This window comes from Bradyrhizobium sp. T-1 (assembly GCF_053592855.1).
The window spans coordinates 6,218,524-6,241,319 of record NZ_CM132115.1 but is presented as its reverse complement, the minus strand read 5'-3'; the positions used below and the strand labels follow the sequence as shown (position 1 = coordinate 6,241,319).

The 22,796-nt window shown below is 59.9% G+C and carries 19 protein-coding genes and 1 pseudogene; 11 read left to right on the top strand and 9 right to left on the bottom strand.

Annotated features, from left to right (window positions below):
* The first annotated feature begins 178 nt into the window (after positions 1-178).
* A complete protein-coding gene (locus tag ACWAT4_RS29890) occupies positions 179-898 on the top strand; it encodes a haloacid dehalogenase type II (protein WP_128944056.1) in 720 nt (239 codons plus the stop codon).
* A 45-nt stretch (positions 899-943) separates the two neighbouring features.
* Positions 944-2,425: an aldehyde dehydrogenase gene (locus ACWAT4_RS29885; protein WP_128944055.1), complete on the top strand. Its 1,482-nt coding sequence runs from the start codon at positions 944-946 to the stop codon at positions 2,423-2,425.
* Between the two features lie 15 nt (positions 2,426-2,440).
* Here ACWAT4_RS29885 and ACWAT4_RS29880 read toward each other — a convergent pair whose 3' ends face one another.
* Entirely contained in the window at positions 2,441-4,069 is a 1,629-nt protein-coding gene (locus ACWAT4_RS29880) for a GMC family oxidoreductase (protein WP_206734292.1), read from the bottom strand.
* Positions 4,070-4,225: 156 nt separating this feature from the next.
* On the opposite strand from ACWAT4_RS29880, the gene ACWAT4_RS29875 reads away from it, so the two are divergent.
* On the top strand, positions 4,226-5,563 hold the full coding sequence (locus tag ACWAT4_RS29875; RefSeq protein WP_128944053.1) for an MFS transporter: 1,338 nt from the start codon (positions 4,226-4,228) through the stop codon (positions 5,561-5,563).
* Between the two features lie 73 nt (positions 5,564-5,636).
* Here ACWAT4_RS29875 and ACWAT4_RS29870 read toward each other — a convergent pair whose 3' ends face one another.
* Positions 5,637-6,380 carry a GntR family transcriptional regulator gene (locus ACWAT4_RS29870; protein WP_128944052.1) on the bottom strand — a complete coding sequence of 248 codons (744 nt, stop codon included), beginning with the start codon at positions 6,378-6,380 and terminating at the stop codon, positions 5,637-5,639.
* Between the two features lie 371 nt (positions 6,381-6,751).
* Between ACWAT4_RS29870 and ACWAT4_RS29865 the strand changes: the two genes are divergently transcribed.
* The 7 genes from ACWAT4_RS29865 to ACWAT4_RS29835 all read left to right on the top strand — a co-directional run bounded on the left by ACWAT4_RS29865 (position 6,752) and on the right by ACWAT4_RS29835 (position 13,531).
* Entirely contained in the window at positions 6,752-7,864 is a 1,113-nt protein-coding gene (locus tag ACWAT4_RS29865; RefSeq protein ID WP_128944051.1) for an isocitrate/isopropylmalate dehydrogenase family protein, read from the top strand.
* Complete coding sequence (locus tag ACWAT4_RS29860; RefSeq protein ID WP_128944050.1) at positions 7,864-8,184, top strand: putative quinol monooxygenase; 321 nt, start codon at positions 7,864-7,866, stop codon at positions 8,182-8,184. Before ACWAT4_RS29865 ends, ACWAT4_RS29860 begins: the two co-directional genes overlap by 1 nt.
* 30 nt (positions 8,185-8,214) lie before the next feature.
* A complete protein-coding gene (locus ACWAT4_RS29855; RefSeq protein ID WP_128944049.1) occupies positions 8,215-9,840 on the top strand; it encodes an NADP-dependent glyceraldehyde-3-phosphate dehydrogenase in 1,626 nt (541 codons plus the stop codon).
* 92 nt (positions 9,841-9,932) lie between these two features.
* A complete protein-coding gene (gene otnC / locus ACWAT4_RS29850; protein WP_164939242.1) occupies positions 9,933-10,589 on the top strand; it encodes a 3-oxo-tetronate 4-phosphate decarboxylase in 657 nt (218 codons plus the stop codon).
* A gap of 43 nt (positions 10,590-10,632) precedes the next feature.
* Positions 10,633-11,487 carry an SDR family oxidoreductase gene (locus ACWAT4_RS29845; RefSeq protein ID WP_128944048.1) on the top strand — a complete coding sequence of 285 codons (855 nt, stop codon included), beginning with the start codon at positions 10,633-10,635 and terminating at the stop codon, positions 11,485-11,487.
* 189 nt (positions 11,488-11,676) lie between these two features.
* A complete protein-coding gene (locus ACWAT4_RS29840; protein ID WP_128944047.1) occupies positions 11,677-12,660 on the top strand; it encodes a D-2-hydroxyacid dehydrogenase in 984 nt (327 codons plus the stop codon).
* A gap of 187 nt (positions 12,661-12,847) precedes the next feature.
* Positions 12,848-13,531, top strand: a complete 684-nt coding sequence (locus ACWAT4_RS29835; protein ID WP_245508515.1) for a CBS domain-containing protein — start codon at positions 12,848-12,850, stop codon at positions 13,529-13,531.
* A gap of 207 nt (positions 13,532-13,738) precedes the next feature.
* Here the strand turns inward: ACWAT4_RS29835 and ACWAT4_RS29830 are convergent, their stop codons facing one another.
* The gene (locus tag ACWAT4_RS29830) at positions 13,739-14,422 is read right to left on the bottom strand and encodes a LysR substrate-binding domain-containing protein (protein WP_430641951.1); all 684 of its coding nucleotides are present in this window, start codon (positions 14,420-14,422) and stop codon (positions 13,739-13,741) included.
* Positions 14,423-14,488: 66 nt separating this feature from the next.
* A pseudogene (locus tag ACWAT4_RS29825) lies at positions 14,489-14,626 on the bottom strand (LysR family transcriptional regulator); the annotation flags it as partial.
* Between the two features lie 347 nt (positions 14,627-14,973).
* Here ACWAT4_RS29825 and ACWAT4_RS29820 point away from each other — a divergent pair.
* On the top strand, positions 14,974-17,013 hold the full coding sequence (locus ACWAT4_RS29820) for a methyl-accepting chemotaxis protein (RefSeq protein ID WP_128944140.1): 2,040 nt from the start codon (positions 14,974-14,976) through the stop codon (positions 17,011-17,013).
* A 509-nt stretch (positions 17,014-17,522) separates the two neighbouring features.
* Here the strand turns inward: ACWAT4_RS29820 and ACWAT4_RS29815 are convergent.
* The 5 genes from ACWAT4_RS29815 to ACWAT4_RS29795 form a co-directional block, all read right to left on the bottom strand.
* Positions 17,523-18,308 (bottom strand): SDR family oxidoreductase, encoded by a 786-nt coding sequence (locus ACWAT4_RS29815; RefSeq protein WP_128944139.1) that lies wholly within the window; start codon positions 18,306-18,308, stop codon positions 17,523-17,525.
* 41 nt (positions 18,309-18,349) lie between these two features.
* Positions 18,350-19,300 (bottom strand): sugar-binding transcriptional regulator, encoded by a 951-nt coding sequence (locus tag ACWAT4_RS29810; protein ID WP_091880828.1) that lies wholly within the window; start codon positions 19,298-19,300, stop codon positions 18,350-18,352.
* A 21-nt stretch (positions 19,301-19,321) separates the two neighbouring features.
* Positions 19,322-20,791, bottom strand: coding sequence for an FGGY family carbohydrate kinase (locus ACWAT4_RS29805; RefSeq protein WP_128944046.1), 1,470 nt, complete (start codon positions 20,789-20,791; stop codon positions 19,322-19,324).
* Positions 20,792-20,872: 81 nt separating this feature from the next.
* Positions 20,873-21,841: a transketolase family protein gene (locus ACWAT4_RS29800; RefSeq protein WP_128944045.1), complete on the bottom strand. Its 969-nt coding sequence runs from the start codon at positions 21,839-21,841 to the stop codon at positions 20,873-20,875.
* On the bottom strand, positions 21,841-22,650 hold the full coding sequence (locus ACWAT4_RS29795) for a transketolase (protein ID WP_091880819.1): 810 nt from the start codon (positions 22,648-22,650) through the stop codon (positions 21,841-21,843). The genes ACWAT4_RS29800 and ACWAT4_RS29795 overlap by 1 nt, the downstream gene beginning before the upstream one ends.
* Positions 22,651-22,796: the final 146 nt, after the last annotated feature.

Sequence of the window (22,796 nt, the reverse complement as noted above, 5' to 3'; positions counted from 1 at the left end):
GCTATCTACTGACCGGTCGCCCGGAGGGCCTGTAGGGCGCATTCGTCCGGCGGGTTAGGATCGGTTCGCATGGCCAGTTCCAGTCGCGAGGCTTGACAGAAATAATGCATACATTAATAAATGCACAGAGGCGTTTTTTTGCGGACTTGGGACCCTGGCCGCAGCTGAGGAGCCGGTGATGAAGAGTTCGATCCAGCGGGTAAAGGCGATCGTATTCGATACGTTCGGCACGGTGGTGGACTGGCGTGGAAGTATCATTCGCGACCTCTCGGCGTGGGGGGAACGCGAAGGGATCAAGGCGGATTGGGCCGCGTTGGCCGACAGCTGGCGGGGGCGATACGAACCCGAGAAAGATCGGGTCAGGACCGGGGAAATCGCCTGGACCAATCTCGACGAGCTGCACGCTCATGCCCTCGATCAGGTTCTGGCTGAACTTGACCTGGAAGCCCTGTCAGTGGATCAGCGCCGGCACATCAACCGCGTATGGCACAGGCTAGAAGGCTGGCCCGATGCCGTCGAGGGGCTAACTCGCATCAAGCGCCGATACGTCATCGGCCCATTGTCGAACGGGAATGTTGCGCTGCTCGTCAATATGGCGAAGCATGCCGGGCTACCGTGGGACAACGTCTTCTCTTGCGAGCTGTTTCGGCACTACAAGCCACATCCCGAGACCTATCTCGGCGTGTGCAGGCTCATGTATCTCGATCCAGCGGAGATCATGATGTGCGCTGCGCATAATGGCGATCTTGCTGCTGCCCGCGCAGCTGGCCTGAAAACGGCCTTCATCCCGCGTCCGACCGAGCATGGTCCGGGCCAGAAGACCGACCTCCAGCCGACGCATGATTGGGACGTCGTGGCCAACGACATTATCGAGCTTGCCGAGCGCGTCGGCGCGTAGATACACGCCAGTCTGCGGGCCCAGTTGAGAACAGGATATAGCGCAATGCAATCCTACAAGATGTTCGTTGGCGGTGAATGGGTCGAGGCGGTGGGCGGCGAACGCTTCGAGTCTCTCAATCCTTTTACGGGCAAGGCCTGGGCAACGATCCCGCGGGGAAAGCCTGCCGATGTCGACCGCGCCGTGGCGGCGGCCAAGGCGGCATTCAGAACAGGGCCCTGGCCAAAGCTGACTGCGACCGAGCGCGGACATCTGCTCCGACGCCTTGGCGATCTCATCGGCGAACACGCCGAGCAACTCGCCCAAACCGAGGTGACGGACAACGGCAAGCTCATCAACGAGATGGCGTTCCAGCTGAAGTACATTCCGCAGTGGTATTACTATTTCGGCGGCCTTGCGGATAAGGTCCAGGGCGCTGTCATCCCGATCGACAAACCGCAGACATTCAATTTCACACGGCAGGAGGCCCTCGGCGTATGCGTCGGCATCACCGCCTGGAATTCGCCGCTTCTGCTTCTCGCCTACAAGCTCGCTCCGGCGCTCGCCGCGGGAAACACCTTCGTCGCAAAGCCGTCTGAGTTCACGTCCGCCTCAACGCTGGAGTTCGCGAAGCTTGTGGACAAGGCCGGCTTTCCGCCGGGCGTTTTCAACGTGGTTACTGGGTTTGGAGGTGAGATCGGCGATGCCCTGATCTCGCATGCCGATGTTGCAAAAATTGCTTTCACCGGAAGCGAAGCCACCGGGCGCCGAATCGGCGAACTGGCGGCACGCAGCTTCAAGAAGGTGACGCTCGAACTCGGCGGCAAATCGCCTCACATCGTCTTCGACGATGCGGAAATCGACAACGCGGTCAAAGGCGTCATCTCGGGGATTTTCGCTGCGACCGGACAGACATGCATCGCCGGTTCACGTCTCCTCGTTCATCGGAGCATCCACGACCAGTTCGTGGAGCGCGTTGTCGCGTTTGCCGGACGGGCCAAGAAGGGCGATCCGCTCCTGGCCAGCACACAGGTCGGCCCCGTCACGACGCCCCCTCAATATCGGAAGATTCTCGATTACATCGATGTCGCGAAGGGCGAGGGCGCGACTTGCGTGCTGGGTGGTGGGCCGGCGACCGGGCCCGACATCGGAGAAGGCGGTTACTTCGTCGAACCGACGATATTCACGGGGGTGCACAACCGCATGCGCATTGCCCAGGAAGAGGTCTTCGGTCCCGTTCTGGCATGCATTCCCTTCGACGACGACGAGGAAGCGATCGCGATCGCGAACGACACGACGTTCGGCCTTGCTGCAGGATTCTGGACGCAGGACATTCGAAGAGTCCTCCGGGTCTCGGAGCGACTTCAGGCTGGTACGGTGTGGGTCAACACCTATCGCGTGATCAGCTACCTCTCGCCTCTCGGAGGCTACAAGCATTCGGGCATCGGCCGGGAGAATGGACTGGATTCGATCCAGAACTATCTCCAGACCAAGAGCATCATGATTGGGACCGCGGAAGACGTGGTGGATCCCTTCGTGATGCGCTGACAGGCGTTGCGCCTTTCACCCGGCCTGATTGTTTGGCAGCTGTCGACCTTGGATCATGTCGGCAGCCTTTTCTGCGATCATAAGCGTCGTGGCGTACGTGTTCGCAGATGGCATCGTCGGCATGATCGAGGCGTCAACGATCCGCAGGCGGTCAAGTCCGTGGACCCGAAGCTCGTTGTCCACGACAGCATCCCGATCGGTTGCCGGTCCCATGCGCGCAGTTCCGATGAGATGATAGCAGGTGGTCCCGTTTCGATAGCTGTAGTCGAGCAGTTCGTCGTCGGTGGTCACGTCAGGGCCGGGCAGGGTCTCGTTCTGGAGATAATGCGCGAGTTCGGGCGTCGACAGGAGGCGGCGGATCAGGCGGAGGCCGCCGATCGTAGTACGTCGATCCTGGGGGGCGCTGAGATAGTTCGGCTGAACGACTGGGTCCTCGAAGACGTCCGTGGAGCGGGCGTGCACATATCCCGTGCTTTGCGGGCGATGCGGCCAAGCGCCGGCCGACACGCCGGGATAGTCGTCCAGCACATAGACGGCGCCTTGCTTGTAGGAGCCGGGCGTGAACACGCATTGGAGGTCCGGCGCATCGAGGCCTTCGAATGACTTCCAAAAGACATGGACTTGCGACGGGGACGTTGCCAGGATGTTGGGCAAGCCGGCGGCCCAGCGGGCGATCTGTCCTCCAAGACGAAGCCCGCGCGACAGTTCGTTCAATGTGACGACGTCCGGCCTGGCTTTCATCACAATCCGCACCGCATAGTGGTCGCGAAAGTTCGCTCCTACTCCGTTCAGCTCGTGTCTCAAGGGTACACCCAAGGACGCAAGCGCAGGCGCTGGGCCGATGCCGGAAACCTGGAGCAGCCGTGCGGTATTGACGGTACCCGTCGCTAGGATGACTTCGCGTCTCGCGCGAACTTCGTTTGGCGTGGCGCCACGTCGACGCAGATACCGCACCGCGACTGCGCGACGCTGGTCGAGCACAATTTCGCTCGCGCGAACGTTGGTGCGGAGTTCCAGGTTTGAACGCGACAGCGCAGGCTTCAGGAATGCGCGCGCGCTGCTGACTCTCCAGCCCCGGTCGATCGTGCGCTGGAAATATCCCACTCCCGCCTGATGGCCGTTGTTATAGTCCGGGTTTTGCGGAATTCCCGCGTTGATGCAACCGCGAATGAAGGCCTCGGAGACGGGGTGAAGCCAGTCCATTCGACTGACCGGAATTGCTTCGCCGTGCTCGGGCCCCTTCTCGATATCCAACCGCCGCACCGAGCGACGAAAGTAGGGGAGGACGTCGTCCCAAGCCCACCCCCGGTTGCCCCGTTGGGCCCATCCATCGAAGTCAGCCGGTTGTCCGCGGTTGTAGACCATTCCGTTGATGGACGAGCCGCCGCCCAACGTGCGGCCCTGCGTCGTTGCGATCGGTCGGCCGCCGGTTCGCTCGGTCGGATCGGTCTTGAATTGCCAGGTGCAGGTCGGATCGAACAGCGTCTTGATGAAACCGGCGGGCAAGTGGATGAACGGGTTGCGATCGGGCGGTCCCGCCTCGAGCAGGCAAACCGTGGCGACGCCATCGGCCGTAAGCCGGTTCGCGAGGACGCATCCAGCGGCGCCGGCGCCAACGATCACGTAGTCGAATTCCTCGCTCATCGATCCATTCCCCAGGCCTGTTTCGCGTTGTCGACCCATGGTTTCCCGCCCGGGACCAAAGATGATGCGAAAACGGCTTGATTTCCAGCCTTACATTTGTAACGATCGCATTAATGCATGCAGTAATGAATGCTGTAAAGCAAGGAGGAGGGGGCCATGGGTGAGGAAGCGGGGCGATCGAAAACCGGGAGCGATGATGCTATCTACCGGAAAGTCACGCTCTATCTGATGCCGCTGCTGATCACGTGTTACACGGTGTCGTATCTCGACCGGATCAACATCAGTTTTGCCAAGCCCCATATGATGGGCGATCTCGGATTGAACGAAGCCATCTACGGGCTCGGCGCGGGACTCTTCTTCCTCGGATATGCGGCATCGGAAGTCCCCAGCAATCTGTTGATGCATCGTTTCGGCCCGCGGCGATGGCTGAGCCGCATCCTGATGACCTGGGGCCTCATCTCAATGGGGATGATGCTGGTTTGGTCCGAATATTCCTTCTATATCTTCCGCATCGCGCTGGGGATCGGAGAAGCCGGGCTATTTCCTGGTGTCATCTTCTACCTGATGCGATGGTATCCGACCGAGCGTCGCGCCACCGTCACGTCACTCTTCTACCTCGCTGCACCTCTTGCCGGCATCTTCGGCGCGCCGATCTCCGGTCTGATCATCGCCCACATGCACGGAACTGCGTCACTCGCCGGCTGGCAGTGGATGTTCTTGCTAGAGGGTCTCCCGGCCGTCCTGCTGGCATTCGTGGTCTGGTTCAAGCTGAGCGACACCATCGAGGGTGCCTCTTGGTTGTCTTCGTCGGAAAAGGTGCGCCTTCGCGCCAACATCGATGCGGAGAACGTCAGGAAGCCCGAGATGGGCATCCTTGACGTCTTCAAGAACGTCGACGTGCTTCTGCTTGCTGCAATTCTCTTCGGGATCGTGCTCGCCCAATCGGGAATTTTCTTCTACCTCCCGTCCTTGATTAAGGGGGCAGGGGTTACGGACACCGTCCAGCTCGGCATTTATTCGGCGGTGCCTTACGCCGGAGCGGTGATCGTGATGCTCGCAGTCGGTCGCAGCTCCGATCGGAAGCGCGAGCGCTTCCTGCACTTCGTCGGAAGCTGCCTGTTCGGCGTTGCCGGCTTCCTGATCAGCGTCTGGTTCAAGCACAACCTCGTTCTTGTCCTGATCGGGCTGAGCATGGCGCTGGGCGGAGTCATGGCCGTGCTGCCGGTATTCTGGAGCCTGCCGACGGCCGCGCTCAAGGATGTTTCGGCCGCCGCCGGAATCGCCTTCATCAATTCGATCGGATTGACGGCCGGCTTCTTCGCGCCCTTCATCATCGGCTTTCTCACGCAATCGACCAACACGCTGGACCTGGGCATCTACTGTGTGGCCGGAATCTGGACGGCGTGCGTGGCCGTTTCGGTGGTCTACTTCACCCGGCAAAAGTCCCGCAGCGCACCTGCGACAGTTGGGGCTTCTGCCGGTGCGGCTCGTTGAAACGAGGGCAAACAAACTCCAGCGCTGTCCGCGGATAGCGCTGCCAGGCACGAAGTGCGAACTGATCGGCCGCTCAGGGCAGCTTCGAGAGCAGGTCGGTCAGAAGCCTTCCCGCACGTTCGCGGTGCTCTTGGTGCAGGCGCATGGCGGCGTCAGCGTCGCCCTTGGCAATTGCCCGCACCAGAGCGGCGTGCTCCCGGTTCGATTGCGTCGGTTTAGGACGAAGGCGGAGCGTCAGCAGGCGCGCACGATGCGCCTGCGACCAGAACTGATCGACTGTCTGAATGATGCGTCGGTTGCCGCAACTGTTGATCAGTGTCCGATGGAAGGACTCGTCCGCTTGGGCCCACGCCTCCAGGTCATCCCGATCCAATGCGTCGTCCATGTTGGCGACGGCCATATTGAGAGAGACCAAAGCCTCCTTGGCGATTCCACGCCTCGCGACGAGCCCGGCGGCGGTCGCTTCCAGGCTCGTGAGCACCTCGTAGATCTCGCGCATGTCGTCCGCCGACACCGGAAGGACGCGCATTCCGTGGCGCGCGCGGATTTCGACAATGCCTTCGGCGCGCAGCCTCACCATCGCCTCTCGTACAGGTGTTCGGCTCATGCCAAGACGTGCCGCCGCCTCAAGTTCAAGAACGAAGCTGCCGGGGGCGATAGCGCCGCTCAATATCAGCTCGCGCAACCGAGCATAGGCGATATCAGCTTGATTTGGTTTGCCGCTCGGGGACGCAACGGGGGCCAGGCGCGTCCGTGTCGGCACCTTTCGGGGCACAGGCTTGAGGTCTGGCGACTTTTTTCGAGGCTTGGTTGTCATTGCGGTCAGTTCTTCTCTCCCTGGTCTTACCACTATCGCCGTGAGCAACCAATTGCATCGCGACCATCAATCGGAAGGTTCGGTTGTGGAAAGATCCCAGCCAAATCCGTCACTTGTCGAAACCTAGCCCTGGCCCAGGTCGAAAGAGAAGGGGAGGCTCATCGCTTGCTCCAAAAACTCGTGGATGAGGGGCGGTCCCCGCTGATCGCCCCTCGACTAGCCGGGAAAGGATCGTGCTTCAACCTTGCAGCTTTCGTCATATCGGACTAGTGTACAACTAATGCATACGTTATTGAACGCAACAACGACGCCCTTTGTGTACAATGGCGATGCGATCCGCAGCCTAAGCAGAACCGACCTGGAGATGCAGCGTGACAGTCTCTTCCAATCATCTTGATATTGCGGTCCTGCCGGGCGACGGCATCGGGCGTGAAGTCATGGCGGCCTGCCTCGAACTTCTGGCCGCCGTGGAAGCCAAGACCACCGGCGCGCCTTTGCGAATGACCACCTGGCAGGCTGGAGCGCAATTTTATGCCGAGAGCGGTGAAGCACTGCCGGACGCTACTCTCGATGCGTGCCGCGAGGCGGACGCTGTTCTGTTCGGCGCTATGGGGTGGCCGGACATTCGGCATACGGACGGAACAGAGATCATTCCCCAGCTCGATCTTCGGATGGCCTTAGATCTCTACGCCGGGGTTCGCCCGATCCGTTGGTTTCCGGGCCTCCCGCGGATCTTGTCGGACGAGCGCGTGGATGACATCGATTTCGTCCTGGTCCGGGAGCAGACAGAAGGGCTCTTCCACGCGCGGGGTAGGGGCAAGGTCGTCGGTGACGATGAGGCGTACGACACGATGTGCATCACCAGGAACGGAACCGCGCGAGTGAGCGATTTTGCCTTCCGGCTGGCCCAACGTCGCCAATCAAGGCGCGGCCAGGCGCGGGTGACCTGTGTCGACAAGGCGAACGTGTTCACGTCCATGGCGTTCTTTCGCAAGATCTTCGATGAGGTCGCGGCGACGCACCCGACCATCGGGGCCGACCATGCGTATGTCGACGCCATGGCGCTTTTGATGGTCAAGAAGCCGTGGACACTCGACGTCATGGTCACCGAGAATATGTTCGGGGATATCCTGTCCGATCTCGCCGCCGGACTCGTTGGTGGAATGGGCATGGCCCCGTCCGCCGACGTCGGCGATAAGCATGCCTTGTTTCAGCCTGCGCACGGTACAGCCCCTGACATTGCCGGACAGGGAAAAGCGAACCCGTGCGCAATGTTCCTCTCAGCCGCGATGATGCTTGATTGGCTCGCGGAGAAGCATAGCGAGCCTCAGCTGGAGGTTCGTGCTCGTCTGATTGAAGCATCAGTACAAATGGCGCTCTCTTCCGGGGCGGTGCCGATCGAGCTGGGTGGCACGGCGGGATGCGCGGCAGTCACGCGTGAAACCATTGCAGCTCTTCCGCAAGCGATGAAGGCGGTGGCGTGATGGGCGAGTTCGTCGTGACCGTGACCTTTTCGATCAGGGCGGGGCACACGGTCGAGTTTCTCGAGGCGATGCTGGCGAACGCCGCCGATTCGATCGCACTCGAATCAGGTTGTCGGCTCTTCGATGTCTGTGAAGCAGACGACGGCGCTGAGATATTCCTTTACGAAATATATGACGACAAAGCGGCATTTGACGCCCACTTAGCGACCGAGCACTTCCGCCGTTTCGACCGACTGGTCTCGCCCTGGGTGATCGAAAAGCGGATTGCGACCTACGTCCGTCTCGGGGTCACGACAAGATCGCACAAGTCCGGTCATTAGTGACCTGGGGCCGTCGGGCTGGGGAATATCATGAACTCCGATCAACTGAGAATGTTGTTTCCTAGCGCCGATGATAAAGGTCTGCGCGAGTTTGCGATCCAGCCGATCGAGCAGCGTCGCGTCCTCGTCGGTGGTGAAATCCGCGATTGGGCGGGGCCAACCAAGGATGTGCTCTCGCCGGTGATGGTTCGTGACGACAACGGTCGTTTGACGCAAGCGCGGCTCGGCAGTCATCCGTTCGGAAGTGTCGAGTCGGCATTGGTCGCTCTCGATGCTGCTGTGACCGCTTACGACAATGGGCGTGGCGCTTGGCCGACGATGCGCGTCTCCGACCGTATCCTCGCGATGCAGAAATTCTTGGCTCGCATGAGTGCCTGCCGAGGAGATATCTCGCGTCTCATCATGTGGGAGATCGGCAAGACGCTGGCCGATTCCGAAAAGGAGTTCGACCGCACGATCGACTATATTAGGGAAACCATCGAGGCCTTACGCAATCTCGACAATGCGAACTCCCACTTCGAAATCGTGGAGGGGACGGTCGGCCTCATCCGCCGCACTCCGCTCGGAGTCGTGTTGTGCATGGGCCCTTACAACTACCCGCTCAACGAAACTTTCGCGACACTCATTCCTGCCCTGATCATGGGCAATTCCGTCGTGTTCAAGCCGCCGCGTAACGGGGTGCTCCTGTTCGAGCCGTTGCTCAATGCCTTTTGCGAGGCGTTTCCCCCGGGGGTGATCAACTTCGCCTACGGGGAAGGCGCTGAGATTGTCCCAGCGCTTCTCAGCACCGGCAAGGTCAACGTCTTGACGCTTATCGGGTCAAGCCGTGTGGCAGACCATCTCAAGAAGGTGCACCCAAAGACCAATCGTCTGCGTGCCGTGTTAGGGCTCGACGCCAAGAACGCGGCCATCATCATGCCTGACGCAGACATAGGGCTTGCGGCGCGCGAATGTCTGGCGGGAGCTCTCTCGTTCAATGGACAACGCTGTACCGCCCTGAAAATGCTGCTCGTCCATCGTGATGTTGAGCAGGCGTTCACGTCAGAATTTCTGCGGCTTCTCGGCGATTTGAAGATCGGAATGCCATGGGCATCCGGTGTAAGCTTGACCCCCTTGCCTAGTACGGGGAAGGCCAAGCAGATGACCGAACTTCTGGATGACGCCGTCGCAAATGGCGCCGATGTTCTCAACGCCGGTGGCGGTACGGTCGAAGGCACGTTGTTCTATCCGGCGGTGGTATACCCGGTGACGTCAGCAATGCGGCTCTATCGAGAGGAGCAATTTGGTCCGCTCGTCCCGATCATGAGTTTTGACGACCTTGAGGTTGCGCTCGATTACGTTGCCTCATCCGAACACGGTCAGCAGGTGAGCCTGTTTGCCAGCGATCCTGACATGATCGGCCGTATGGCGGACTCGCTGGTCAACCAGGTGTGCCGGGTGAATATTAATTGTCAGTGTCAGCGTGGGCCCGATGTCTTTCCGTTCACCGGAAGGAAGGACTCAGCAGAGGGCACGCTGTCGGTCACGGATGCGCTGCGTTCGTTTTCAATTCGTTCGATGGTGGCGACGAAATACACGCAGCCAGCGCGCGAAATCCTCAATGCCATTGTCGATGGTCATCACTCGAACTTCATCCACACCGGCTTCATTCTATGACCGCAAACGACTCGAGAGCGATCCCGTAGCGACGGTAAGCCGCGATGGATCCTGTTCGGAAAGAGGTCTTTGTTCCAGTCTTCGGTGTGCACGTGAGCGAGACCAAACGTCGAGAAGAGATTTGCCGGTTCGGCCGGTCATTATTCGAACGGGGGCTGACACCAGGCTCGTCGGGTAATATCAGCGTCCGACTCGAGGACGGCGGGTGGTTGGTCACGCCGACCAACGCTTCTCTGGGCTTTCTTGATCCGGCCCGGATATCGAGGATCGACGCGGAGGGGCGCGTTGTTTCCGGTGATCCTCCGACCAAGGAGGTGCCGCTCCATGCTGCGCTCTACGACACCCGCACGAACGCGGGGGCTGTCGTTCACCTTCATTCGACACATTCGGTAGCGCTCTCGATGCTGCCCGAGATCGACGCACGAGCGGCCCTGCCGTCGATGACGCCTTATTATCTGATGAAGTGCGGTCAGACGGCCCTGATCCCGTACTATCGACCAGGAGACCCCGCGGTCGCTTCGGCGATTACGGGGCTCGCGGGGAAATACTCCTCCATCCTGTTGGCCAATCACGGGCCGGTCGTCTCTGCCGAAACGCTCGAGGCAGCCGTGTTTGCGACCGAGGAACTCGAAGAGACCGCCAAACTCTATTTGCTATTGCGTGGCCTCAATCCACGCTTTCTGTCACCAGAGCAGGAGAACGATCTGGTCAAAACATTCGGACTGGCTTTGCCGGGATCGGGGTCCTAGCACGGCAAGCCCGGATGCGGGTCTCACTTAAGGAAGGACAGAGATGAACGCCGACATCATCGCGCGAGGGCGCGTCGCAGTTGTGACTGGTGCGGCGAGCGGAATCGGCGCGGCTGCGGCACGCCGCTTTGCTCGCGAAGGGATGCGCCTCGTGCTGTTCGATAGAGACGAGAAAAGGCTTCGGGTGCTCGCCGGCGCGCTCGATACCGAAGTTGTCGTCATGGCAGGCGACGTATCCCGCGAGGCGGATCTCGAAGCTTTAAGGGAAGCGGCATACGAACAATTCGGTGAAGTTGCCTTGCTGATGAATAATGCCGCAATCATCGAGCGCGCGGGCCCTTACGAGAAAGTCGAAGCATGGCGACATGCGCTCGATGTCAATTTTTTCGGTCCACTCGCGGCCCAGCACCTCTTCGTTCCGCGAATGATGGAAGCAAAAACGCGAAGCGCGATCGTCAATCTCGGGTCCAAGGAAGGTATTACCACCCCTCCTGGAAAAGCGGCATACTCCGTCTCCAAGGCGGCAGTTAAGGTTCTGACCGAACAACTCAGCCACGAGCTTTTGAAAGCGACTGGGGGACGTGTCACGGCGCATTTGCTGGTGCCTGGGTACACATGGACTCCCATGAACTTTCCGGGCCTGAAGCCGTTGCAGGATGTTAAACCGGAGGAGCCCTGGACGGCCGAACAAGTGATCGACCTGTTTGTCGAAAGGTTTCGGCGAGGCGACTTTTACATCATTTGTCCCGACAATTCAGTCACATCCGAAATGGATGCTAGACGAATTCGTTGGGCCGCGGACGATATGGTTCAAAACAGGCCCGCGCTTTCCCGATGGCATCCTGATTGGGGGCCGCGCTTTGCGGCCTGGATGTCAGGACCGCCGGAGGAGGACTGAGATATCGTTGAAATGGCGAAGTTGAGCAATACTCATGTGTTCGACCGTCTTTTTCGTTTTCCCAGCGCGAAGCGTTCTTTCATAACTGCTTGAAGTCGTTTTGCGGAGCGATCTCTCGTCCGTCGTATGCGGGGAGGGAATGTGCGGGTACGACCCGAAGCGAAAGCCACGCTTGGACGGAGTTTCAACATGAGCAAAACCATCACAACCGCAAAGGTCGTGTTTCTCGATAGGAGCACGATGCTGCCTGACGTTGTTTTGCGCCAATTGTCATTTTCACACGAGTGGATTGAGTACGAAGCGACGCGAGCCGAGGAGGTGAGCGATCGGATTGCGGATGCCCATGTTGTGATCACAAACAAGGCGCCGGTAACTGCAAAGGCGATTGCCACAGCACGCAACCTGAAACTGGTGGCAGTCGCTGCGACCGGCACAGATGTGGTGGATGTTGCGGCCTGTGCTGCCAGGAATGTGCTCGTGTCAAATATTCGGGACTACGCGCTCGACACAGTCCCCGAACATACGTTCGCTCTTCTGTTTGCCCTCCGGCGTAGCCTTCTCGCGTATCGGGACTCGGTGCGGGCGGGACGTTGGGTTGAGTCGGGGCAGTTTTGCTATTTCGATTACCCAATCCGGAATATCGCAGGATCTGTACTCGGGATCATTGGAGACGGTGCGCTGGGACGTGCCGTCGCGGACCTCGCGCGAGCCTTTGGGATGCGCGTCCTGTTTTCATCCTACAAAGGTGTGCAGGGAATGGGGCCGCTCTATACGCCGTTCGAAGACGTGCTGCGTCTCAGCGATGCGATCACCATCCACGCTCCGCTGACGCCGGCGACGCGCAACATGATCGGGGCGCCCGAGTTCGCACTCATGGAACGCAAGCCAATACTCATCAATACGGCGAGAGGTGGTCTGGTTGACGAGATCGCTCTGGGTGAGGCGCTTCGTTGCGGTCGCATATCAGGCGCCGGCTTTGATGTGGCTACCGTCGAGCCTCCCTCAGCCGATCATCCACTCATGCAACTGACAGGGCTGCCCAACTTCATCCTGACGCCTCACGTCGCGTGGGCAAGTCAGGAGGCGGTGCAATCGCTTGCGGACCAGCTCATCGATAATATCGAAGCGTTCTGGAATGGCACGGCGAAGAATGTTGTGAGGGGTGCTCACTAGTAGACGGACCGAGAAGTCTCGCTTGACCATAGATAAGCCCGCTAAGCGATGTAAGCGGACCGCGCGTCGCTCAAGCCCCATCGACGGCTTTTAAATCCATAGCAGCCCTTGAGCTGGTGCCAGTGCTTCGACCGCTTGAACCCGGGTACCCTATTCCACCACTCTGTCGGCTATGGAATTTGGAGAGATGGTAGAGCGGTATCTCTCGAGGGTTTGCGCTGCGCAGGATGACGTCAGCGGCTTCGAGCTGGAAGTGGTGAAGGTGCTGCCGGGCTGTACCATCGAGGCGGTGAAAATCCCGCTGTCGGGATCGGTGACAGGCTTCGCCGGCGACATCGGCGCGGTGCTGACGAGGCAAGATATTTCGACTATTCTTCAATGCGGACCATCAAGGGTGGGGCAGGACAGGGCCCCCGAGGGGAGATCGATGAGCACAGTAAAAAGCGCTCTAGCCCAGAAGAAGGGTGCCCTGATCGATGTTCGTTCCGGCGACACGGTCGTCGAAGCCTTGCGCCAGATGCGCGACAATCGGGTCCGGTCGGTGCTGGTCATCGACGACGACGTGCTGGTCGGTATCGTGACCCAGGGTGACTGCGCTATTAAAGTGCTGCTGCCCGGGCTCGATGCGAAGACGACGCCCGTGAGCCAGGTGATGACGAGCAACCCGGTTACGGTTAAGCCGGACGATCGGCTGGAGGGCTGCATGGCAATGATGGCTGCGCGCGGCTTTCGCCATCTGCCGGTGCTGGACGCGGGCAAGGTCGTAGGCGTGATCTCGATCGGAGACGTCGTCAAGAACATCATCCGGGATTTGGAGCACAACGTGGACGACCTAATGGGCTATATCATGAAGGACGGCCCCGGGGGCTGATCTGCTTGTGGCCCATCTGCGACCTCGGAGAATGTCCTTCGGTCGCTGTTGGGGGGCCACCGGACATCAATGGCTAGCCCCTAGTGAGAACGTGCCTTAGCGAGCGATCAGACGACTTCACTTGCTCGACTAGAGTTGTGGAAGTCCCTTGACGAAATCGCGACGCTTGGGGGACGACTTGTAGCGGGCAGAGCGGGAAAACCACCACTAACCTCGAAGATGGTCCAGGAACGCTCGCAGCGCGGAGGGCACTTGACGGTGGGAAGAGTAGTAGGCGTGGAAGCCCGGTCCGGGCGAAATCCACTCGGGCAGCACCGCAACCAGTGAGCCGCTCGACAACTGCGCTTCAACCCTGGCCTTCAGGCAATAGAACAGGCCAACGCCGGCCTCCGCCATTCGGATCGAGAGTTCGGAGTCATCCAGAATGATCGTTCCGGGAACGTCGATGGTGAGACGTTTCTCTTGATGCTCGAATTCCCATTCGTAGATTCGATCGGTGCCCAGGCGGATGCGGATGCACTTATGGCTCGAAAGATCTTCCGGGTGTTTTGGATGGCCATGATCTTTGAGATAACCGGGTGAGCCGACGATGACCCATTCGAGACTGTCGCTCAGTCGCGAGGCAATCATGCCCTCGGGCACGGTCCCGCCATAGCGGATACCCGCGTCAAATCCCTCAGCGACCATGTCGACGAACTTGTCATCGACGGCAATCTCCACCTCGATCTCAGGGAAAGCGGCGAGAAACGCTGGGAGCTTCGGCGCGAGAAGCAGGCGCGCAGCGTCGCGCAATGCGGTGATCCTGACGCGGCCTACAAGGTGACCCCGGAACTCATTCAGGCCCTCGATGGCTTCCTCAATCCCGCGGAAGCGAGGCTCCAGCTCACGCACGAGCATTTCCCCAGCAGCTGTAAGATGCACGCTCCGGCTGGTGCGATGGAGAAGGCGGACGCCAAGCCGTTGCTCGAGGCTTCTCATGGAATGGCTGAGAGCAGAGGCGGAGACACCCCTGATGGTCGCGGCGCGACGGAAGCCGCCTGCACGTACAATCGCTAGGAAAGCTTCCAGCTCAACAAGGTCGGTTCGGTTACTCATATCGAGATCGATGCATACGGCTCAACGGTTAGTCAATTTGCATTCAACAATCTGACCTTCGGTGACCGGCCAGACCTCGCAGTCCGTCCATCCTCCACCAAAGCACGATCTGAGAAAAGGGTTGGTCTTCAACAGTTTCCGATGGGTTCGCCAAGTCACTTGTGGCTAGGCCGGTCAACGTCCAAGCGTCAATGGTCGACGCTGGCCATTCCTCTGCAGCGACGATGCACCCGTCGTCCGGTAAGACGGATTTACCTGACTTTGACCTCTCTCCACTCATGTTCAAATCTGTCTGGGGAAATCCCCGACCGCTGGGTGGGCCAGTGCTAACATGGGGGCGAATGCGGATGGCTGGGCGTATCAAAGGAAAACCGACGCGCAATCTCATTCCGCGCCTGCGATTTCGTGCGAAGATTGTAGCCGGATTCGGGGCGGTTCTCGTCATCCTGGCCATCAGCATGGCGTTCGCCTATTTCGGGTTCGAGCGTGTCTCCGATCGGGTCGGGTCCTTCCGGGCCAGTGTTTCGGAGGCCGATCTCGCACGCAATATCGATCATGAACTCCTGGCCTACCGCTCGGGTGCTCGATACTTCGTGGTCACTGGCAAGGAAGACGATGCGAAGGCAGCGCTGGATGCCGAGGCCAGCTTGAAGAATGCAATCGATCAATCGGTCAAGAACACCAAGGCGCCAGAGCGCCTGGACCGTCTCAACAAGCTGGCAAAAGAGTTCACCGGCTTTTCGGCGACATTTTCCAAAATCCTCGAACTGAAGCGTAGCAGTGCGCTGATCGTGCATGATCAACTCACGCCCAGCGCGAGCCTGCTGAAATACAAGTTGGACGATATCCGTCTTGGTGCGTCCGACACCGAGACCCAGGCTATTGAGTTCGGTACTAAGCAGGTCAACACGCAGTTTCAGGCCGCGAACGCTGCCGCCAGCAATTTCTATCTCAGTTCGGATCAGTCGGTCGCAGCAAGTGCGCTCGGTGGGCTGAAATTGGCTCAGAATTCGTTCAAGGCGATCTATTCGGCGGACGAGAAGGTCGTAGCCGGCCTCAGGGAAGCCAAGGCGTTCCTGAAAGCCTATCGCGAGGCGCTGGAGAAGCTCATAGCGAATGCCAAGTCCGTCGATGAGCTTGTGGCGGAGATGGGCAACTCGGCCGGGACGATCATGCAAGGTTCGGTCGCGATGAAATCCGATCTCCTTACCGAGCAGCGGCGACTGGAAGCGGAGTCGGAACAGGCCATCGGTCGGACCAAGCAACTGATCGTGATTCTCGCCGCCGGCGGAATACTTCTTGGCGCTGTCCTTGCTCTGCTGCTCGGTGCGGGCATCTCTCGCCCAATGATCGCGATGTGCAATGCGATGCGAAAGCTGGCGTCGGGAGATTTTGACGTGGTGTTGCCGGGGCTTGGCCGAGAGGATGAGCTCGGTGAAATGGCCGCGGCGGTGGAAGAGTTCAAGCTGCAGGCGATTGCCAGGGCTGAACGGGACGCCGCAACGGCGGAGACGCAGAATCGGGAGCAGGCGGCCTCTCGACGCGCCGAGCTGATTCGATTCGCCGACCAATTCGAGAGCGCGGTCGGCTCCATCGTATCAACTGTCTCGGCCTCCGCAGCTCAGCTCGAGACCGCTGCGACCACGCTGACGCGGACCGCAGAGACGACACAGGGCTTGTCGAGCCAGGTCGCCAACGTTTCCGAGCAGGCTTCCTCCAATATGCAGTCGGTCGCTACCGCGACGGAAGAGCTCTCTGCGTCGGTCGAGGAGATCGGTCGGCAGGTCCAGGGTTCCAACCGTATCACGGAAGCTGCCGTGGTGCAGGCCAAGGAAACCGATGATCGCATAGCCAAGCTGTCCCGCGCGGCGCAACAGATCGGTGACGTCGTGAAGTTGATTACAGCGATCGCCGAACAGACCAATCTCCTGGCCCTCAACGCCACCATCGAGGCGGCGCGCGCGGGTGAGGCAGGGCGGGGCTTCGCCGTTGTCGCGAGCGAGGTCAAGTCGCTCGCGAGCCAGACAGCAAGCGCGACTGACGAAATCTCGGCCCACATTGCCGCGATGCAGGGCGCCACGAGCGAGTCAGTGGGGGCGATCAAGGAGATTGGGACGACGATCGATCAGATATCGGCGATTGCAGCCTCGATCGCGGGCGCGGTCGAACAGCAGGGTGCCGCTACCCAGGAGATCGCGCGTAGCGTCCAAACCGTCGCGCAGGGCACGCAGGCTGTGGCTGTCGATATTGGACAGGTCAATCGCGCTGCGACCGAGACCGGAACTGCTTCGGACGAGGTGCTGAGTTCGGCCAAGATGCTATCGACCGAGAGTGTGCGTCTGCGGACCGAGCTCGATCGCTTCATGGCCAACATACGGGCGGCTTAGCCCGAAAATGTTCAAAGCAATTGGCTCACCGTTAGACCGCGCCTCATGTGAAAGGTGCTCGGTCGGCGGTTGTAGTGTGGTTGCGCCTCCGCGATTTGAGCCTGCTTGCTTCAGACTTGGCCGATACCGACGCGTGCCGCAACTCGGCTCAAATTGAGCTCGTCGCTCTTCATTTAGAAACAAATGTCAAGCTATTGATTTCGCTACGGCGGAATTGTGCGCGTTTTTCCAAACGCGCGTTGACAAGCAGGTCTTGATTCAGCTGCCGGACGGAAGCTGCCATAGTCAGCTGCGGCGATCGCGGCTCCGGCTGCGTAAAGCACGGCAGTTTGGCTTGTAAATCCTAAGAAGTTCACGCTGCGCTTCTGGCTCGACAGCAGTCTCGATGGGGACTTTCGGAGCTTGTCGGGATGAGCCTTGATGCGATTCGTCTGCTATCGGATCGTCTCCGATGCGATCTGAGCCAAGATCAGGAACGAACGCGTCGTCTAGCGACGCAGGGCGCCCGATCAAGACATGATCAGGCCACCATCGACATTGATGGTCTGGCCCGTGATGTAGGCTGCGTCGGCGGAAGCGAGGAACGAGACAAGCGCTCCCACTTCAGCGGGGGTACCAGCTCTTCCCATTGGAATCCCTTTGATCCATTCGGCCATAAGTGCGCCCGGACCATATTCGCCGAGCATTTGACCCCAGACGCGGTCGTTGTAGTCCCACATTTCGGTGTGGATGATACCAGGGCAAATGGCGTTGACGGTGATGCCTTCGCGGGCGAGTTCTTTGGCGAGGCTCTGCGTTAGCCCGACGACGCCGAACTTCGAGGCGGCGTAGTGCGGAGTGTAGATGAAGCCTTGGCGAGCCTGTCCGGAGGCGGTGTTGATCAGGCGACCCTTAGTGCCGCTGGCGCGGAAGCGGCGGACTGCTTCCTGGCAGCAGAGAAACACGCCCTTCGTGTTCACATCGAGGTTGAGGTCCCATTCGCGCTCCGTGAGGTTCTCGACCTTGGCTATCGTGATCACACCGGCATTCTGTACCGAGATCGAAATTGCACCGATCTTGGCTTCGGTCTCGCCATAGGCTTCCTGGACGGCCTTTCCGTCGGTTACATCCAGCGCGAGCCCGATGACTTGGGCGCCCGTCTCTGTAGCGAGCGCCGCGGCGGCCTCGACAGTGTCTTTCTCGATGGCAGCGATGGCAACTTTCGCTCCCTCTTCGGCAAAGCGCTTCGCTATGCCCCGGCCGATGCCTTTGTTGCCTCCGGTTACGAACACGGTCTGGCCTGCGAAACGATGCATGGTCTTTCCTTCCACAGTGCGCAGCGGGCCGACGGTCCGGATTATGCCGTGAGTCGCGCTGCAGTGAATTTGTCGGTTACAAGGACGTCGATCACCCCAAGTTTCAGGGCGCCAGCGATGGCACGTGTCTTGGATTCGCCGCCCGCGAGGGCCATCACCCGGTCGGTCTTGCGGAGATCCTCCAGCGTGATGCCGATGACACGATCGTTGAGCGGGGTTTCCACGGGCTTCCCGTCTTTGTCGTAGAAGCGGTAGGAGATCTCGCCCACCGCGCCAGCCTCCTGCAGGATTGCCATTTCCTGGCGTGAGAAGACGTTGCCGGACCGGGCGAGGAGTTCGGACGGCTCTACGGCACCAATGCCGACGATGGCCAAGGTGAGGCGCCCGAACAGGTCCATCGTCTCTCGCACCACAGGATCGGCGAGCATAACGAGCTTGGCTTCTCGCGACGAAGTGATGCCCTGCACCAGAAGAAGACGCGGTTCGCCACCCGTGAGCCGCGCGAGACGGGCCGTTAACTGGGTGGCATGGGTCTGAACCGAAGCATCGCCCATGCCACCCAAGATCTGAGCAACATACTTCGCCTTGCCGTTCTTGAGCGGATGAATGTTGTCCACCATGCGCAGGATGGTCTGACTCCAGCTCGACACCCCCACGATCTCGTCCTGCTGGAACGTGATTTCCAAGAAATGTGCCGCGGCCTCGCCAATGCGGGCCATGATCGCCCCGTCTCGATCCTCGGAGCAGTCGACCACAATCGCTTCCGTCAGGCCATATCGCTCGCGTAGCGCTGCCTCGAGCTCTGCGAAGGTACCCGCCGGAGGGATGACGGTCGTTCTGACGATGTCCTCCTGCTCGGCGCGCTTCAACATGCGGGAGACTGTCGTCTGTGACATGCGCATCGTCTCCGCGATCTCGGCCTGACGCTTGCCCTCGACGTGATACATCTGCGCGATACGCGCGATCAGTCGCAGTTCGTTGACGCGTCCCATAACGATCTCCAGCCATGAATTTTATTCGTTCATAGTCGAAGCCCGCTGAGCGGTCGAGCGGTAGATCGCGTCCTGCCATACGAGCAGCCGATCGGCCACATCCGACGGACGGGGCGCAAGCGTCGTCACAGCGCGCGGAAGAGCCGCGATCGCGGCGAGGTCCAGCCAGACCCCAAGCGAGAGACCTGCGAGATAGGCTGCGCCGAGAGCCGAAGCTTCCGGAGCGTCGCACTGGATTATCGCGTGGTTCAAGGTATCGGCGACGCATTGCATGAGGAAGGGATTCTTGCTCGGACCTCCGTCGGCATAGAGACTTCCGAGCCGCGTTGGAGACTGCAAAGACATCGCCTTGAACACGTCGTAGGCCTGGAAGGCGATAGCATCAGTCGCAGCACGCGCCATCTGGGCACGGCTCGTGTTGAAAGTGATTCCGGAAAACAGTGCGCGGGCATCGGAATGCCAGTAGGGCGAGCCGAGGCCGACGAACGCAGGAACAAAGCCGGGGCCACCAGGCTCGGCAGTGGCGGCGAGTTCGATCAGTGACTGAACATTGGGGATGCCGAGCATATCCGCCATCCACGGCAAGGCGGCGGCTGAAACCAGAATGTTACCTTCGAAGGCGTATGTTGGCCTGCCGCCGATCGACCAGGCAATCGTCGTGGTGATGCCCCGTTGGGGCGCAATGAAACGGGGCAGAGTGGTCATGATCGAAGAACCCGTTCCGAAAGTCACCTTGCCGTCGCCAGGATTGAATGCGCCGTGACCGAAGAGAGCGGCATGACTGTCACCAATCGCTGAGGCTATCGGGATGCCGTTCCTGAGGCCTGGAACGTCCTTGGTGACTCCGAAAAGGGAGGAACTGTCTCGAACCTCAGGCAGCACGGACTTGGCAACGCCGAAGAGGTCGCAAAGCTCGTCACTCCAGACCTGACGGTTAATGTCGTAGAGTTGGCTTCGGGCTGCATTGGCTGAATCGCAGGCGTGAACTGCCCCGTCGGTGATGCAATTGATCAGCCAGGTGTCGATGGTGCCGAGGCGGATGGCGCGCCCAGCGGGCGCGCGGTCCAGCAGCCACCTCATCTTCGGGCCGGGAAACATCGGATCAATCGGCAACCCAGTGAGCGCCTGAACACGCGGTGCATGTCCGGAGGAAATCAAATCGGCACACGCGGACGCGGTTCGGCGGCACTGCCAACTCAGGACGGGACCAAGAGGCTCGCCAGTTTCGGCATCCCAGATGGTGACGGATTCGCGCTGGTTGGAAATGGCGATGCCGACGATATCGAGATCGGGACCTGCCTCCAAACAGGCGGCAACCGCTTCAAGAACAGACTCCCAAAGACGAATAGGGTTCTGTTCAACCCAGCCCGGCTGCGGGTGCTCGATGCCAACCGGAGAGGCGCCGCGCGACAGGATCTGTCCGTCGGTCGAGACCAGTACGGCCTTAGAATTCGTGGTGCCTTGGTCAATGGCAAGGATGGCGGTATTCATGATGGCTCCGGAAAGCACAACATCGAGGCGCGATGAAAGGAAAGACTTGCGGCGCCCCACACGAAATCTAAACGCGCACGTTCATGCGCTCGAAGACTTTCGTGCGATAAGCGACAGCGCGACTTCGGCTATGGCGAGGGGAGACATGCCAAACTCGTCGAGCAGGAACTCCGCGGAGCCTGTAGGTGCGAATATGCCCGGAACGCCCAGGATTTTCATCGAGACGGGAGCCTCCGCGACCACGACTTCGGCGATGGCCGAACCCAGGCCGCCGAAGGTCGAATGCTCCTCCGCGGTCAGAATGGCACCAGTGTCGCGCGACGCAGCGACGACGGCCTCGACGTCGATCGGACGCACGGTCGCCATGTTGAGGACACGCGCCTCGATACCCTGTTCAGCGAGAATGGCGGCTGCCTTCATCATGCGATGGGTCAGGGTGCCGTTGGCAATCAGTGTAATTGCGTCGCCGTTGCGCAGCAGATTGGCCTTGGCCAGTTCGAACTTGTGGTCGGCGGGAAGCAGATCCGGAACGCCGACACGGGATAGACGGAGGAATACGGGACCCTGATAGCTGGCGGCCCACTCCACGGCAGCAGCAGTCTCGATCGAATCGCAAGGTGCCACGACGGGCAAGTTTGGCAGGACTCTCGTCCAAGCGAAGTCCTCAACGGAATGATGAGTCGGGCCGAGTTCGCCGTAGGCCATGCCCGACGAGATGCCAATCAGCTTCACGTTCGCATTGGAATAGGCGATGTCCGCCTTGATCTGCTCCAGCGATCTGCCCGTCAGGAAGCAAGCGGCGCCGCAGACGAACGGCAGCAGGCCGCCGTTGGCGAGACCAGCGCCCACCCCAACCATGTTCTGCTCGGCGATCCCGACGTTGACGAGACGCTCGGGCCACTTGGACTTGAAGCCGCCGAGCTTGGACGAGCCGACGGAATCATTGCAGACAGCAACGATCTTCGGATTGTCGGCGCCCAGGCGCTCCAGAACGCCGACAAAGGCGTCGCGGCAGTCATGAAGCTTTGGAGAAATTGTCACGGCATTCATCAAAGGGTCCCCGAAAGCTCGGCCACTGCGATTTTGTACTGTTCGGCGTTGGGCACCTTGTGGTGCCAGTCAACCGTGTCCTGCATAAAGGAGATGCCCTGGCCCTTGTTAGTATGGGCTACGACGCAATGCGGGCGATTGCCACGTTTCTTCAGCGCCGGGACAATCTCGCCCATCGCGTTGCCGTTGATTTCGGTTACATCCCATCCAAAGGCTTCTAGCTTGTTCGGGAAAGGCGCGAGATTGTTTGTGTCTCCGAGCGAGGCCCCCTGCTGGAAGCGATTGTGGTCAATGATCAAAGTCAGATTGTCTAGACGGAATTGTGCCGCGGAGGCGATGGCCTCCCAGTTCGAGCCTTCCTGCATCTCGCCGTCTCCGGTCATGACATAGGTGTGGTAGTTCGCTCCAGTCACCTTCGCCGCCTTCGCCATCCCGACAGCAACCGGAAGACCATGCCCGAGAGGACCAGTGTTTGTTTCTACGCCCGGTACCTTGTTGCAGTTCGGGTGGCCATTGAGGCGCGAGAGCGGCTTCAGGAACGCGGATATCTCCTCCTCCGGAATGAATCCCCGCTTTGCCAACGTGACATACAGCGCAAGGGCGACATGTCCCTTCGAGAGCACGAACCGATCGCGGTGGGGGTGTTTCGGCTGATCCGGCCAGACGCGTAGTACGCGGAAATAGAGCGCGGTCAGGATGTCGATTGCCGACATTTCCCCGCCAATATGGCCGGCGCCGGCCTCGTATACCGCTTTCAGATCGCGAAGGCGTATCTCTTGAGCGATGCGGTCGAGATCGTCTTCGTGCATGTAAACCTCGTACGGAATAAATATTCAAGTTTGATATGATTGGGCATGAGGCTGGATTTGTCAAGTCGGCTCGCTGCTAGCGGCGAGAGCTGACGAGTTCTGAATAATTATTCTTATTGAGCTTAATATTCAAGACAGTTTACATC